We start from the raw sequence: 14,706 nt of genomic DNA on the forward strand, positions 1-14,706 counted from the left end.
AATCTGTGTATGGCGAGTCCCAGTGACGACACCGAATCCGAGCGAAGCCTCACCTACTCCCCCGACCGGGGCAGGGGCATCCTCACCCCGAGCGACCGCGAGTTCCTCCTCGAACGCAAGACCGACTACACCGAACACTCCAAGAAGCAGAAGCGAAACCGAATCCGGCGGCGCATCCGGAACGCCATCCTCGACTTCTCGATCATCTTCGAGCATCTGGAGGACCGGGACCGCGAAACCGTGTTCAACCCCGATGACGACGCCCGGGACGCCTACACCCAGGGTATCACCGACATGCTCGCGTTCCTCCACCTCGGGACGATGGGCTACTACACCCCGTTCAAGGACATGCTCGCCCAGGGGGTCAACAAGGCCGAACAGGAACTGGCGGGGTCGGACTATCGGATGGTGACCGTCGACTTCAACGTCGACCCCGTCGGTCAGATCGACGTCGACGCGGTGATAGACAAACTGGAGTTCGGCGACTACGAGGAGGTCACCGACGAGGAACTCCGGGCGTTCGTCCGCCTGCTCTCGGAGTCCGAGGAGTTCTCGGCGACCTCCATCCGCTCGGAGATGAAAGAACAGATGACCGAGTTCATCGAGCGGGTCAACGCCGCGACCGAACAACGCGACCAGCGCATCGAGGAACTCAACGACTGAGGCGTGGTCGCAGTTCACCACCGTCCGAGTCCGGAAATTCGGTCGCGAGGCTCACCCGCTCTCGTAGCCGCCGTCGACCACCAGCCCGTGGCCGGTCACCCACGACGCGTGGTCCGAGAGGAGGAAGGCGACGCAGTCGGCGACCTCCTCCGGTTCGCCCAGTCGCTTGAGCGGGTACTGTTTCTCCATCTGCTCGCGGGCCCGCTCGGGGTCCTCCCGCTCCGCGAAGTACCGGTCGGTCAACGGCGTGTCCACGAAGCCCGGACAGACGGCGTTCACCCGGACGCCGCGCGGCCCGGCCTCCTGGGCGGCCGCGCGCGTGAAGTTCAGCACCGCGCCCTTCGTCAGCGAGTACACCGACTGGCGGGGCAGGCCGAGTTTGCCCGCTATCGAGGACATGTTGACGATGGAGCCGTGACCCTGCTCCTTCAGTAGCGGCAGGGCGGCGTGACAGCAGTTCCACACGCCGTTGACGTTGACGTCCACCACGAAGTCGCGGACGCTCTCGTCGACGTCCTCGATGAACTCGCCGGGGTGACCTACGCCGGCGTTGTTGAAGAGTCCGTCCAGTCCGTACTCCTCGTGGGCGGCCTCGACGACGCTCGCCACCTGCTCGGGGTCAGTCACGTCGAGTTCGTGCGCCTCCGCGTCGCCGCCGTCGGCGCGGACCGTCTCCGCGACTTCCTCCGCACCGGGCGCGTCGACGTCCGTGACGATCACTCGCGCGCCGTACTCGCCGCAGCGTTTGGCGGTCGCTTCGCCGATTCCCGAGCCGGCACCCGTGACGAGCACCGTCTTGCCATCGAGTCGCATACGTGGCCTACGGACCCCCGTCCCATAACTTTGGAACTCGAAACGACCGACACCCCGGTCCGCACGGGCGCTCGCGGGCCGTCTAACTCGGCCGTGCAGAAAAGACTGTGTGAAAAGCCCGGGTCGCCGACCGTCAGCCCAGATAGGCCACGGCGTCCATCTCGACCCGCACGTCGCCAGGAAGCCGCGAAACCTCGACGCAGACCCGGGCGGGCGGGTCGTCGTCGAACCGCGCGCCGTAGGCGTCGTTGACCCGGTCGTAGTCGTCCAGGTCGGTGATGTAGACGCTCACCTTCACCACGTCCTCGAGTCCGTCGCCGCCGGCCTCCGAGACCACGGCGGCCACGTTGTCGAGTACGCGGTCGGTCTGGGCCCGCACGTCGCCCTCGACCTCCTCGCCGGTCTCGGGGTCGACGGGGCCGTAGCCCGAGACGTAGAGGGTGTCGCCGGCCCGGACGCCCTGCGAGTAGGGGTTGTCGTTGCGCGGTGCGTCGTCCGTGACGATTCTGTCGGTTTCGCTCATAGAAGGTGAGTCGGTGGGTCGTTCGTCGCGAGTCGTTCGTTCGTCGGTCAGGCGGTCTGGCTCCGTCTCGCCCCGGCTTCGCGGACGGCCTCCGCGATGACCTCCATCGCGGTTTCGGTCAGTTCGCGGGTGATGACCAGCGGCGGGAGGAGTCGCAGGACGTTGCCGTGGCGGCCCGCCTTCCAGACGAGGACGCCGTGTTCGAAGCAGTAGTCCTGGATCTCGTCGACGGTGTCGCCGTCGGGGTCGCCGTTCTCGTCGACGAACTCGGCGCCGACGAACAAGCCCTTGCCCCGGACCTCGCCGATTCGGCCGGTTTCCTCACCCACCTCGCGTAGGCGGTCGCGGATGTACTCGCCCAGTTCCCGGCCGTGGGCCAGCAGGTCGTGGTCCTGTATGTACTCGATTGCGTGCGACCCCGCGCGCATCGCGACCACGTGCCCGCGGTACGTGCCCGCGTGGTCGCCCGACCCCCACGTGTCGAGGTCCTCGTGGTACATCGTCGCCGACAGCGGGAAGCCGACGCCGCCCAGCGCCTTCGCCGAAGTCATCGCGTCGGGCGTGACGTCGTACCACTCGCTGGCCCACCACTCGCCGGTGCGACCGAATCCGCTCTGTATCTCGTCGAAGACCAGCGTCACGTCGTTGTCGTCGGCCAGGTCGCGCAGGCCCGAGAGGAATCCCTCCGGGGGCGTGACGATGCCGCCCTCGCCCTGGATGGGTTCGACGACGATGCCCGCCGGGTTGGCGAGGCCGCCGTACGGGTCTTCGAGGATGGCCTGGACCTCTTCGAGCGCGCGGTCGACCGCCTCCTGGGGACTCTTGTCCTGACGGAAGGGATCGGGATACGGCGCGTGGGTCACGTCCGACAGCAGCGGGGTGTAGTGGCCCTTGAACTTCTTGTTGCCGGTGAGGCTCATCGCGCCGCTGGTCGCGCCGTGGTAGGCCCCGCGGAAGGCGATGAGTCCGTCGCCGCCCGAATTGTACTTCGAGAGCTTGATGGCCGCCTCGATGGCGTCGCTCCCGGTCGGACCGCCGAACACGACCTTGTTGTTCCCCCGGAGGCCCTCGGGCGCGATATCGTCGAGCTTCTCGATGAGTTCGAGTCTGGCCTCCGTCGGGAAGTCGACGGTGTGGACGAGTTTGTCGGCCTGCTCGTGGACCGCCTCCATCACGTACGGGTTGGCGTGACCCACGTTCAGTACGCCGATGCCGGCGAACATGTCGATGAACGTGTTCCCGTCGACGTCCCGTACTGTCGCTCCCTTCCCCTCGTCGAAAGCGACCGGGATGTCCTCCGGGTACGCGACGGCGCTGCTGTCGATTTCGCGCTGTTTTTCGAGGAGCCGTCGGGAGTTCGGTCCCGGGACGGCGTCCACGCTCGGCGCTTCGTCGTAGTGCAGTTCGTCGATGGGTGGTCCCGCTGTCATACGTGAACGCATGTGAAACAGTCATAAATAACTTATCCACGATTTCCATTCAATGCGTACACAATAATCGGTTTCATCGTGGTTACGATTTCGACCTCACGAGTACGGTACGGGCGATACCCACCGTCGGATTCGGCACTCTTCGTCCGACGGTAGCGTTCGTATCCCGAAGACGAACTGCTCCCGATGACGTTCCAGGTGTGTTCGTTCGAGACGGTTTCCGTCGTCTGGACCGTTCGGTACCGAACCGCTTCGATGCCGGCGCCGTGCATCGCCGTAACGTGGGTGAGAAGGGCTGTCGATGAGCCTCGCAATCGTCAGGCTTTAATTAGTCGGGTGCATCGGATAGAATGGATGCGGCGCTCCGGGGGCGTTCCCCCACGGAGTGGACAAGGGACGGAGTTGCCCGGGGCGTGCGAATCTCGCACATCCTCGGCGGGCTTCGACGCCCTTAAGTAAGGTCGTCTCCTACGACTATATCCGAAGAACCACCGTCGGTCGGCGACGGTGGGCGGATATCGAGGCCGGTTCGAAGGCCTTATGTAGGAATCGTCCCTTACGATCATATCCGCACGAGTCATCGCCGGTCGTCGGCGATGACAGGACATGAGGATTCCACCCCTGCGGTCAGCCGTACACGATGGGATCTGATGTTAGCCCTGGTAGTTCGGTGACACCTGGTCGGTTCCGATCGGTGTCGTCGAACTGACGGACATTAGCATTATACCTTCCGCCAGAAACCCACCGAGCCATTACGTGCTCGGCAACCATTCCGGTTGATCCTGCCGGAGGCCATTGCTATCGGAGTCCGATTTAGCCATGCTAGTCGCACGAGTTCACACTCGTGGCGGAAAGCTCAGTAACACGTGGCCAAACTGCCCTCTAGACCAGAATAACCTCGGGAAACTGAGGCTAATGCTGGATACGGCTCGATACCTGGAGTGGTTCGAGCTACAAACGCTACGGCGCTAGAGGATGTGGCTGCGGCCGATTAGGTAGACGGTGGGGTAACGGCCCACCGTGCCGATAATTGGTACGGGTTGTGAGAGCAAGAGCCCGGAGACGGAATCTGAGACAAGATTCCGGGCCCTACGGGGCGCAGCAGGCGCGAAAACTTTACACTGCACGACAGTGCGATAAGGGGACTCCGAGTGCGAGGGCATATAGTCCTCGCTTTTCTGAACCGTAAGGTGGTTCAGGAACAAGAGCTGGGCAAGACCGGTGCCAGCCGCCGCGGTAATACCGGCAGCTCGAGTGATGGCCGCTATTATTGGGCCTAAAGCGTCCGTAGCCGGCCAGCCAAGTTCGTCGGGAAATCCACTCGCTTAACGAGTGGGCGTCCGGCGAAAACTGTCTGGCTTGGGGCCGGAAGATCTGAGGGGTACGTCCGGGGTAGGAGTGAAATCCTGTAATCCTGGACGGACCACCGGTGGCGAAAGCGCCTCAGAAGGACGGACCCGACGGTGAGGGACGAAAGCTAGGGTCACGAACCGGATTAGATACCCGGGTAGTCCTAGCTGTAAACGATGCCCGCTAAGTTTGGCGCAGACTACGAGTCTGCGCTGTGCTGCAGTGAAGACGTGAAGCGGGCCGCCTGGGAAGTACGTCCGCAAGGATGAAACTTAAAGGAATTGGCGGGGGAGCACTACAACCGGAGGAGCCTGCGGTTTAATTGGACTCAACGCCGGACATCTCACCAGCTCCGACAGTAGGAGTGATGGTCAGTGTGATGAGCTTACCAGACCTACTGAGAGGAGGTGCATGGCCGCCGTCAGCTCGTACCGTGAGGCATCCTGTTAAGTCAGGCAACGAGCGAGACCCGTATCCGTAATTGCCAGCAATACCCTTGCGGTAGTTGGGTACATTACGGAGACCGCCACGGCTAACGTGGAGGAAGGAACGGGCAACGGTAGGTCAGCATGCCCCGAATGAGCTGGGCTACACGCGGGCTACAATGGTCGAGACAACGGGTTGCAACCTCGAAAGAGGGCGCTAATCTCTTAAACTCGATCGTAGTTCGGATTGAGGGTTGAAACTCACCCTCATGAAGCTGGATTCGGTAGTAATCGCGCTTCAGAAGAGCGCGGTGAATACGTCCCTGCTCCTTGCACACACCGCCCGTCAAAGCACCCGAGTGAGGTCCGGATGAGGCCACCATCCGGTGGTCGAATCTGGGCTTCGCAAGGGGGCTTAAGTCGTAACAAGGTAGCCGTAGGGGAATCTGCGGCTGGATCACCTCCTAAAGACCGAGACCGGGCCGACGCGCCCGGCTCACAATGGCCGTCGCTTTCGCGACGGCCGGGTGACTTCGACGACACCCATTCGGTGCCGACCAGGCACCTTTGAACTACCAGGGCTACGTTCCTCCCCCAAGGGGAGGACAGACCTCGCTCGGCGGGAGCGTCGCTGCTACGCAGTGATTTCAGGTTCGACTCCTGAGAGGTCCGTAACTCGGGACGGGACGGCCGTTCCGGACTAACCGATGCACCACCTCGTGAAAGCGTGGGTGGGAAGGGTTCGACGCACGCTCCCGGCCACCTCCGGGACGTGGCGATGACGACCGTGTGTAAGTGCAATCCAGACGTCCACTGGACTCGATTCATCGGGTCACAGTGTGATTCCAACAGCGTGGCTACTGTGCCAGCTGGTGGATGGCTCGGCTCGAGCGCCGAAGACGGACGTGCCAAGCTGCGATAAGCCTGAGGGAGCCGCACGGAGGCGAAGAACTCAGGATCTCCGAATAGGAATCCTCTCGCAATTGCCTTGCGCAATGGGGAACGTCGAGAATTGAAACATCTTAGTATCGACAGGAAAAGAAACCGAATGGGATGTCGTTAGTAACGGCGAGTAAACGCGACACAGTCCAAACCGAAGCCCTCACGGGCAATGTGGTGTTCGGACTGACACTCAGCATCCGACCGTTCATGTGAAGTCTCCTGGAATGGAGCGTGAAACAGGGTGACAACCCCGTAACATGAATCAGTACGATGTGCGTCAGCTCCAGAGTATCGGGGGTTGGAAATCCCTCGTGAAGACGGCCAGCATCGATGGCCAAGACTAAACACGTCTCGAGACCGATAGCGAACAAGTAGCGTGAGCGAACGCTGAAAAGCACCCCGAGAAGGGAGGTGCAATAGAGCCTGAAATCAGTTGGCGATGGAGCGACGGGGCACAAAAGGTCCTGTGATAAACGACCCGGGAGCAATCCCGCAGTAGGACTCACAGGAAGCCGGTGTTCCGTCGTACGTTTTGAAAAACGAGCCAGGGAGTGCATTTGATTGGCGAGTCTAACCCGAGCATCGGGGAAGGCATAGCGAAAGCGACATGGCCGCAGCACTATGTGCGAGGGCCGCCGTGTTCAAGCGCGGGGAGTCAATCGGATGCGACCCGAAACCGGATGATCTACGCATGGGTAAGGTGAAGCGTGGCGAAAGCCACGTGGAGGCCTGTTAGAGTTGGTGTCCTACAATACCCTCTCGTAACCTATGTGTAGGGGTGAAAGGCCCATCGAATCCGGCAACAGCTGGTTCCAGTCGAAACATGTCGAAGCATGACCTCTGTCGAGGTAGTTCGTGAGGTAGAGCGACCGATTGAGGGAGCCGACTCCGAGAGGAGTCGGCCCCTCTGTCAAACTCCGAACTTACGAACGCCGTCGACGCAGGGAATCCGGTGTGCGGGGTAAGCCTGTGCACCAGGAGGGGAACAACCCAGAGCCGGGTTAAGGTCCCAAAATATAGGCTAAGTGCGATTGAAGGTGGTCCCGAGCCCTAGACAGCCGGGAGGTGAGCTTAGAAGCAGCTACCCTCTAAGAAAAGCGTAACAGCTTACCGGCCGAGGTTCGGGGCGCCGAAAATGATCGGGGCTCAAGCCTATTACCGAGACCTGGCGGCACGGTTCAGACCGTGATTCAGTAGACTGGCACTCCACTTGGATGGAAGCTCGGGCGAGAGCTCGCGTGGACCGAGTGGGGACGAAAATCCTGGCCATAGTAGCAGCGTTAGTCGGGTTAGACCCCCGACGACCTTACGAGCAAGGGTTCCTCGGCAATGCTGAACAGCCGAGGGTTAGCCGATCCTAAGTCCTGTCGCAATTCGAGCAGGACAAAAGGGAAACTGGTTAATATTCCAGTGCCTTCATGCACTCAAAGCCGACGCCTCGGGGTAAGTCGAGCCGGGCCATCGCCCGGTCGAACCGTCCAAATCCGTGGAAGCCGTAATGGCACGAAGCGGACGAACGGCGGAACAGCGAAAGTCGACCCAACCTGGGGCCCGTGAAAAGGTGAGCATGAAGTTCGTACCAAGATCCGACACAGGTGCTCAGGCGGAGAAAGCCAAGGTCTGTCGGGAGCAACCGACGTTAGGGAATTCGGCAAGTTAGTCCCGTAAGTTCGCGATAAGGGATGCCTGCTCCGGAGAGGAGCAGGTCGCAGTGACTCGGACGCTCCGACTGTCTAGTAACAACATAGGTGACCGCAAATCCGAAAGGACTCGTACGGTCACTGAATCCTGCCCAGTGCGGGTATCTGAACACTCGGTACAACGAGGCGAAGGACCCGTTAACGGCGGGGGTAACTATGACCCTCTTAAGGTAGCGTAGTACCTTGCCGCTTCAGTAGCGGCTTGCATGAATGGATCAACGAGAGCGTCACTGTCCCAACGTTGGGCCCGGTGAACTGTACGTTCCAGTGCGGAGTCTGGAGACCCCCAAGGGGAAGCGAAGACCCTATAGAGCTTTACTGCAGGCTGTCGCTGAGACACGGTCGCTAATGTGCAGCATAGGTAGGAGCCGTTACGCAGGCACCCGCGCCAGCGGGCCGCCGAGGCATCATTGAAATACTACCCGTTAGTGACTGTGACTCTCACTCCGGGAGGAGGACACCGGTAGCCGGGCAGTTTGACTGGGGCGGTACACGCTCGAAAAGATATCGAGCGTGCCCCAAGATTTCCTCATCCGGGTCGGGAACCCGGACCAGAGCGCAAGAGCATAAGGAAGTCTGACAGTGTCCTACACAACGAGGGACGCTGACGCGAAAGCGTGGTCTAGCGAACCTATCAGCCCGCTTGATGCGGGCGATAGATGACAGAAAAGCTACCTTAGGGATAACAGAGTCGTCACCGGCAAGAGCACATATCGACCCGGTGGCTTGCTACCTCGATGTCGGTTCCCTCCATCCTGCCCGTGCAGAAGCGGGCAAGGGTGAGGTTGTTCGCCTATTAAAGGAGGTCGTGAGCTGGGTTTAGACCGTCGTGAGACAGGTCGGCTGCTATCTATTGGGGGTGTCATGGTATCTGACGGGAACGATCGTATAGTACGAGAGGAACTACGATTGGTTGCCACTGGTGTACCGGTTGTCCGAGAGGGCATGTGCCGGGCAGCCACGCAACACGGGGTAAGAGCTGAATGCATCTAAGCTCGAAACCCACCTGGAAAAGAGATACCGCTATAGATCACTCGTAGAAGACGAGTTCGATAGGCTCGGGATGTACGCGCCGAGGCAACGAGGCGTTCAGTCCGCGAGTACTAACCGATCGACGCCACACATTCATACCGCACTGCGCCCGATTGAATCGGGTCCAGGCGTTAACTGGATTGCACTTACATTACGGTCGTTCGTCGAACTACCGACGGTTGGTACCTGTAATGCGGTTCGATTCCGCATGTCGGCGTTAAGGCGGCCATAGCGGCGGGGTCACTCCCGTACCCATCCCGAACACGGAAGATAAGCCCGCCAGCGTTCCGGCGAGTACTGGAGTGCGCGAGCCTCTGGGAAATTCGGTTCGCCGCCTACCACTCATACTTCATCAAAAGCCCCACAGAGCCCGTGCTCTGTGGGGCTTTCTGCATTTATATCGGAGAGCCGACGGCTCGCGCGCCGGCGCTGACGCGCCGCCGCGCTCGCCTCGACCGCCAGTACGGACTCGACGAGCGATCGCTCTCCGAGCCGACGACTGCGACGAAACGCGAGAACCGGCAACCGTGCGTTGGCGGCGTTCCATCGGCGCTTTCGCTCGGTCGTGATGGCCCGCGTAACCGTCGGTCGACCGTCTCGGACGGCGACCGACGGCGCCTCGACGCACGTTCGAACGCCGGTATCCGAGTCGGTCGGCTAGCGCGGCGTCTCGGCCCTCGATTCGAAACCGACCGTGCGCGCCGAAAAGACGTCCCCTCACCCCGTCCGGGCGCGTGTCCGGCGGGTCGCTCGGCCGCGGCGTCGGACTTTCCACTGCGCCGACCGAACAGGAACGCGACGAACGCGAGCGGTGAGAGCACCCCGAGCAGGACGCTCCCGCCGACGGCGGCCGTCCCGGGCGAGAGGTTCCGCCGAAACGCAATCCGGCTGCGCCTCCCGACCGACGTCGCCGACGACCACCGCGCCCTTCATCCCCATCGGTTCGTGGAGGACGCAGGCGTACTTGGCCACCCCGTCCGCCTCGAACGTCTGCTCGAGGGTGTGGCCTGCGTCGCCGGTCATCTCGCTCCCGAACGACCCGTCTTCGACGGCGACGTTGTGACTACCACCTTCGCCGGACCACTTCCAGATGACCGTCGTCTCGGGGTCGACGCGTACGGCCGCAGGTTCGAACGCGAACGACCCGCCGTTACCGCCGTCACACCGACAGTCACCGTCACTTCGGACTTGCCGGTTTCGTCGACGACGCCGTCGTAGTTGGTGGTGTTCTCGAACCAGATGTCGAGGTCACCACCACCGTTCGCGGTCGTCACGTCGACCGTCGCGGACGCAGCGGCGGTCGCCGCGGTGGGGTTTCGGGCCGACTCCGGCCGGTTCGGATCCGAGTCGAACGAGTTATGTGTCGGCTTCGGAAACCAACGGACGAATGGTGCGCGACCCGGCGATCGTCGAGGACGCACCCGACCTGCAGGACGTCCTCGATGCGCTGGACGACCCGAACTGTCGAGCCATCGTGCGACAACTCGACGAACCCATGACGGCGAGCGAACTCGCCGACGCGACCGACATTCCGCTCTCGACGGTCTACCGCAAGGTGGACCTGCTCAGCGAGGCGTCGCTGCTCGCGGAACTGACCGAGGTGCGAAGCGACGGTCACCACACGACCCGCTACACGCTCGACTTCGAGTCGGTCACGCTCGCGCTCACCGACGACCGGGAGTTCGCCGTCGCCATCGACCGGCCACCCCGAAGCACCGAGGAGCGCTTGGCCGACATGTGGTCGGAGGTGCGCAAAGAAACATGAATTACGTTACGACCCTCGTCGTCATCCTGAAGACGATAACGCTACTGCTCGGCGGACTCATCAGTTACTTCACGTACAAGGCCTACCGGCGGACGGGGTCGCGGTCGCTCCGGGCGCTCTCGGTCGGGTTCGGCGTCGTGACGCTCGGCGCGTTCCTGGCGGGCGTCGCCGACCAGGGACTCGGCATCGACCGGTCGGCCGTCCTCATCATCGAGAGCGCGCTGACCGCGACCGGGTTCGCGGTCATCACCTACTCGCTGTACGTCGAGTAGGCCGACCGACGCGGTTGCCGACCGCCGCGGCGGTCGGCAACCGCGACGCCGTCGCCGAGAGGTCAGACCGCGGCGCTCTGTTCTGCGACCACGACGCTCTCGCCGTTCTTCACGGCCACGACGGTCACCGAAATCCGGTCGCCGTCCGAAATCGCGGGCCGGTCCCAGCGGACGACGTCGCCCGTCTGGACCGACACACCGTCGGGGTCGGCGACCACCCGGTCGCCGACGGACTGTAGGGTGACCGTCCGACTCCGGTCGCCGACCCGGATCGTCACCTGGAGTCGCTCGGCGTTGGCGTTCGCCACCCACGTCGCCGTCACTCGGTCTTCGCTCGGCGCGGTGCTGACCGTCGCGGTGGCGAACGCGCCCTGGGTACCTTGCTCGGCGAGGCTGAACATCCCGGCTCCCGCCGTCGTCGCCAGCAGCACCGTCACGCCGACCAACAGTACGGAACCGATGGTCGGTGACGTGGCGCGTTCGCTCCGCACGCCGGCCGCGAGTCGTTCGAGGCTCCGTTTCATGGGGGATTCGCTTCGGCCGAACTGACGGCGTTCGTTCACTTCGTTATGCACGAGGTGCGTTCGAGAAGGCCGACGCTTCGTACGCGATGGGCCTCCCGGACGGTCGGTACGGACTCCGTACTCGGCGTTCTGCCGCGACGTTCCGAGTGCTTCGGACTCCGCTCTCGGCCGTTTCGAATCCGACCGTCGCCCGACCGCGGTTTCGGAATTCCGTCCCACCCCGATTGTTTTAGGTGCCGGCCGTGGAAACACGTGCCGAGCGGGCCGCTTTTACCAACTCGCGTATTCCTAACTAACAATAATTAGATACATATGCCTCTCCGTAGTCCCTCCTATTTGGATGTCAGAGAAATCCAACATGTCGCGTCGGTCCTTCCTCAAGGCCACCGGTGCGACCGCGTCGGCTGTAGCGCTTACGGGTACCGGAGCGGCCCAGGACGGTGGACAGGGCACGACGACCGGACAGGGAACGACAACCGGTCAACAGGGGGGTGGCGGCGGCACGCTGAATCTCATCAACCGTTCGATGACGACGATGGACCCTATCAGGGCGACCGACACCGCCTCGGGGACCGTGATTCAGCAGGTGTTCGACGCGCTGATGAACTATCCGTTCGGGGAAGTCGAGGTCAAGACCCTGCTGGCGAAGGACTACCAGGTCTCCGACGACTTCAAGACGTACACGTTCAACCTCAAGCAGGGCGCGAAGTTCCACAACGGCAAGGAGGTCACCGCCCAGGACTTCGTCTACTCCTGGGAGCGCCTGGCGGCCTCCGAGAACTCCCGACGGAGCTACTTCATCCTCGAATCCATCGGCATCCAGCACCAGACCCAGCAACAGAACGGCGAGCAGGTGTACAAGCCGGGGTCGATGGCGGTTCGCGCGCCGGACAAGTACACGCTGGAGATGACGCTGCAGGAGCCGTTCCACGCGACGCTCCCGATGCTCGCGTACACCTCGTTCGCGGCGCTTCCCGAGGGCATCGTCGGCGACATCGACGGGTATCAGGGCCGGATGCCCTACAACCGGTTCGCCACGAGCAACCCCATCGGCGCGGGGCCGTTCAAGTTCGACAGGTGGGAGAGTAACACCGAGGCGCAGGTGTCGCGGTTCGAGGACTACCACGGCCAGACCGCGAATCCGGCGGTCGTTAACTGGGCCATCATCGAGGACGCCAACGCCCACTGGACGTACGCGATGAACAAGAACGCCGACTACTTCTCAATCCCGACGAACTTCTACGACCCGAACAAGCTCCAGAACGTCCAGGAGGACGACCAGGGTCGCGAGAGCGGGAAGTACGGGCCGGTTCGCAACGGCGAGACGCTGAACTACCTCGGCGTCGCGACCATCAACGCCTTCTACGTCGGGTTCAACACGAGCGCGGTCGACAAGCCGATTCGACAGGCCGCCGCCTACGCGATGAACCAACAGCAGGTAGTCGAACAGATCTTCAAAGGCCGGGGGCAGGCGTCGTACCACTTCACGCCGCCGAACATCTACCCGGGTGGGCCGCAGGCCTACACGCAACACGCCAGGCAGAACTACCCCTACGGGTACAACCAGACCCAACTCGACAAGGCTCGGCAGGTGATGAAGGACGCCGGGTACGGCCCGAACAACCGGGCGCAGTTCACGTTCACGGCCTACCAGTCCTCGCCGACCTGGGTCGAGGTGGCGAAGCTCCTGCGCGACCAGCTAACCAGCGCCTACATCGACATGACGGTCGAGCAGGCGCCGTTCTCGACGTTGCTCAAGCGCGGCCGGAACGGCAACCTCGAAGCCTACTCGCTGGGCTGGATCATGGACTGGCCCGCGCCCGACAACTTCCTGCAGCTGCTGTACCCGCCTCAGACCGACACCTCGAAGCCCGCGCCGTTGTCGTACGTCAACTGGTCGGGGACCGAGGCGGCCCAGCAGGCGATCAACGCGTGGCGGCAGGTCCAGAACAACACCGCGCCGACCGACCAGGCCCAGCAGGCGCGCAACGAGGCGTACGTCACGATCGAGGAGGCCAACTGGGAGGACGTCTGCTTCCTGCCGACGTACCACGAGATGGACCAGCGGTTCTGGTACGACAACGTCAACCCGCCGACGTTCGGCGCGGCCGGACCGAGCCGCCAGATGTTCCACACGACCGGCATCGAGTAACGGAACGAAGTCGGTTCGCTCGGCCGCCGGAAACGGCGCTGTTCCGCGGTCGACGGGGCGGGTGCCCCGTCGACCGCGTCGCTTCAGCGGTGCGCGGAGAGGTCGGGGACGGGTGGGTCCCCGGTTCGACAATGGTATGCCGGTGTCAGAGGCACGCAGCCGGTCCGTACACCAGCGACTCGACGTTGGTCGGCCTTCCTCTTTTTCTCACCCGTTGGCGCATCCGCCCGCCGCCTGATTACTCACACAAATAGCTGGCGTTCATTTATACTGTAAAGCGTATACAAACTCTTGTGCGGCGGCCGAATACGTTGACGCATGCGTCCGCCCTCCGACCTCCAGAAGATTCTCCGTCGGCGGAGCCACTACCTCCGCCACCTTCGCCAACCCCGCCAGAAGCGCGACCTGGTCTGCGAACTCGACGAGTCGCGCTCGACCATCGACCGCGCGGTGCGGGAACTCGAACGCGCCGGCTTCGTCGAACGCGGCGACGACGGCTACCGGACGACGCTCGCGGGTGAACTCGCGCTGACCGAACACGACCGCCACGCCGACCGCGTGCGGGGACTCGCGTCCTTCCGGGACCTGCTCGCGGAACTCCCGGCCGACGCATCCCTCGACGGGTCGCTCTTCGAGGACCCGGAGGTCGTCCTGCCGACGCCGCACTCGCCCCGTGAACCGGTCGGCGCGATAGACGCGGTGCTCGCCGACGCCGACCGGGCGCGGACGCTCGGCGGCGTCGTCGTCCCCGAGTTCGCCGACGCCTACAGCGAGCGGGTCCTCGACGGCGGGATGACCGCCGAGTTCGTCCTCACCGAGGGCGTCGTCGAGTGGCTGGTTTCGCGCTGGCGCGAGCAGTTCAGGGCGTTCCTCGAAACCGACGGCGTCACCGCGGCCGTGACCCCGACAGAGCGGCCGTTCAGCCTCGTCCTCGTCGACGGTCGCGAGGGAACCGAGGTCGGGGTGGCGCTCCACGTCGGGGGTTCGATACTCGGGTTCGTCCGCAACGACACCGCCGCCGCGGTCGCGTGGGCCGAGGAGACGTTCGAACGGGCGCGGGCGGGGGCCGACTCCCTGACGGGTCGCCGCCTCGACGAGTGACGACGTGTCGCTTG

At 63.2% G+C, this 14,706-nt stretch carries 9 protein-coding genes, 3 rRNA genes and 1 pseudogene; 8 read left to right on the top strand and 5 right to left on the bottom strand.

Annotation, left to right across the window (positions count from 1 at the left end):
* Positions 1–9 precede the first annotated feature (9 nt).
* Complete coding sequence (locus NGM07_RS22390; RefSeq protein WP_253520627.1) at positions 10–663, top strand: DUF8102 family protein; 654 nt, start codon at positions 10–12, stop codon at positions 661–663.
* A gap of 51 nt (positions 664–714) precedes the next feature.
* On the opposite strand, the gene NGM07_RS22395 is transcribed toward NGM07_RS22390, so the two are convergent.
* From NGM07_RS22395 to NGM07_RS22405, 3 genes are all read right to left on the bottom strand, one after another.
* Positions 715–1,476 (bottom strand): SDR family NAD(P)-dependent oxidoreductase, encoded by a 762-nt coding sequence (locus tag NGM07_RS22395; RefSeq protein WP_253520629.1) that lies wholly within the window; start codon positions 1,474–1,476, stop codon positions 715–717.
* A 133-nt stretch (positions 1,477–1,609) separates the two neighbouring features.
* Entirely contained in the window at positions 1,610–1,999 is a 390-nt protein-coding gene (locus tag NGM07_RS22400; protein ID WP_253520631.1) for a Rid family detoxifying hydrolase, read from the bottom strand.
* Positions 2,000–2,046: 47 nt separating this feature from the next.
* Complete coding sequence (locus NGM07_RS22405; protein WP_253520632.1) at positions 2,047–3,429, bottom strand: aspartate aminotransferase family protein; 1,383 nt, start codon at positions 3,427–3,429, stop codon at positions 2,047–2,049.
* Between the two features lie 769 nt (positions 3,430–4,198).
* Between NGM07_RS22405 and NGM07_RS22410 the strand changes: the two genes are divergently transcribed.
* From NGM07_RS22410 to rrf, 3 genes are all read left to right on the top strand, one after another.
* Positions 4,199–5,670 (top strand): 16S ribosomal RNA (locus NGM07_RS22410).
* A 382-nt stretch (positions 5,671–6,052) separates the two neighbouring features.
* Positions 6,053–8,972, top strand: a 23S ribosomal RNA gene (locus NGM07_RS22415).
* A 124-nt stretch (positions 8,973–9,096) separates the two neighbouring features.
* Positions 9,097–9,218: ribosomal RNA gene (gene rrf, locus NGM07_RS22420) — 5S ribosomal RNA — on the top strand.
* Together the 16S, 23S and 5S rRNA genes form the textbook arrangement of a ribosomal RNA operon.
* A gap of 560 nt (positions 9,219–9,778) precedes the next feature.
* Here the strand turns inward: rrf and NGM07_RS22425 are convergent.
* A pseudogene (locus tag NGM07_RS22425) lies at positions 9,779–10,185 on the bottom strand (halocyanin domain-containing protein); the annotation flags it as partial.
* 80 nt (positions 10,186–10,265) lie between these two features.
* Between NGM07_RS22425 and NGM07_RS22430 the strand changes: the two are divergent.
* Entirely contained in the window at positions 10,266–10,643 is a 378-nt protein-coding gene (locus tag NGM07_RS22430; RefSeq protein ID WP_253520634.1) for a winged helix-turn-helix domain-containing protein, read from the top strand.
* Entirely contained in the window at positions 10,640–10,915 is a 276-nt protein-coding gene (locus NGM07_RS22435) for a DUF7521 family protein (protein ID WP_253520636.1), read from the top strand. The genes NGM07_RS22430 and NGM07_RS22435 overlap by 4 nt, the downstream gene beginning before the upstream one ends.
* 62 nt (positions 10,916–10,977) lie before the next feature.
* Here NGM07_RS22435 and NGM07_RS22440 read toward each other — a convergent pair whose 3' ends face one another.
* Positions 10,978–11,439: a type IV pilin domain-containing protein gene (locus NGM07_RS22440; RefSeq protein ID WP_253520638.1), complete on the bottom strand. Its 462-nt coding sequence runs from the start codon at positions 11,437–11,439 to the stop codon at positions 10,978–10,980.
* A gap of 340 nt (positions 11,440–11,779) precedes the next feature.
* On the opposite strand from NGM07_RS22440, the gene NGM07_RS22445 reads away from it, so the two are divergent.
* The gene (locus NGM07_RS22445; protein ID WP_253520639.1) at positions 11,780–13,591 is read left to right on the top strand and encodes an ABC transporter substrate-binding protein; all 1,812 of its coding nucleotides are present in this window, start codon (positions 11,780–11,782) and stop codon (positions 13,589–13,591) included.
* 318 nt (positions 13,592–13,909) lie between these two features.
* Positions 13,910–14,692 carry a helix-turn-helix transcriptional regulator gene (locus NGM07_RS22450; protein ID WP_253520641.1) on the top strand — a complete coding sequence of 261 codons (783 nt, stop codon included), beginning with the start codon at positions 13,910–13,912 and terminating at the stop codon, positions 14,690–14,692.
* Positions 14,693–14,706: the final 14 nt, after the last annotated feature.

The sequence above is a fragment of the Halorussus vallis genome (assembly GCF_024138165.1).
Taxonomy (GTDB): domain Archaea; phylum Halobacteriota; class Halobacteria; order Halobacteriales; family Haladaptataceae; genus Halorussus; species Halorussus vallis.

What these genes read in the sequence shown, in the direction of transcription:
- NGM07_RS22395 (WP_253520629.1), bottom strand. Translation starts at nt 1,476, where the DNA reads ATGCGACTCGATGGCAAGACGGTGCTCGTCACGGGTGCCGGCTCGGGA.
- NGM07_RS22400 (WP_253520631.1), bottom strand. Translation starts at nt 1,999, where the DNA reads ATGAGCGAAACCGACAGAATCGTCACGGACGACGCACCGCGCAACGAC.
- NGM07_RS22440 (WP_253520638.1), bottom strand. Translation starts at nt 11,439, where the DNA reads ATGAAACGGAGCCTCGAACGACTCGCGGCCGGCGTGCGGAGCGAACGC.
- NGM07_RS22435 (WP_253520636.1), top strand. Translation starts at nt 10,640, where the DNA reads ATGAATTACGTTACGACCCTCGTCGTCATCCTGAAGACGATAACGCTA.
- NGM07_RS22445 (WP_253520639.1), top strand. Translation starts at nt 11,780, where the DNA reads ATGTCAGAGAAATCCAACATGTCGCGTCGGTCCTTCCTCAAGGCCACC.
- NGM07_RS22450 (WP_253520641.1), top strand. Translation starts at nt 13,910, where the DNA reads ATGCGTCCGCCCTCCGACCTCCAGAAGATTCTCCGTCGGCGGAGCCAC.
- NGM07_RS22430 (WP_253520634.1), top strand. Translation starts at nt 10,266, where the DNA reads ATGGTGCGCGACCCGGCGATCGTCGAGGACGCACCCGACCTGCAGGAC.
- NGM07_RS22390 (WP_253520627.1), top strand. Translation starts at nt 10, where the DNA reads ATGGCGAGTCCCAGTGACGACACCGAATCCGAGCGAAGCCTCACCTAC.
- NGM07_RS22405 (WP_253520632.1), bottom strand. Translation starts at nt 3,429, where the DNA reads ATGACAGCGGGACCACCCATCGACGAACTGCACTACGACGAAGCGCCG.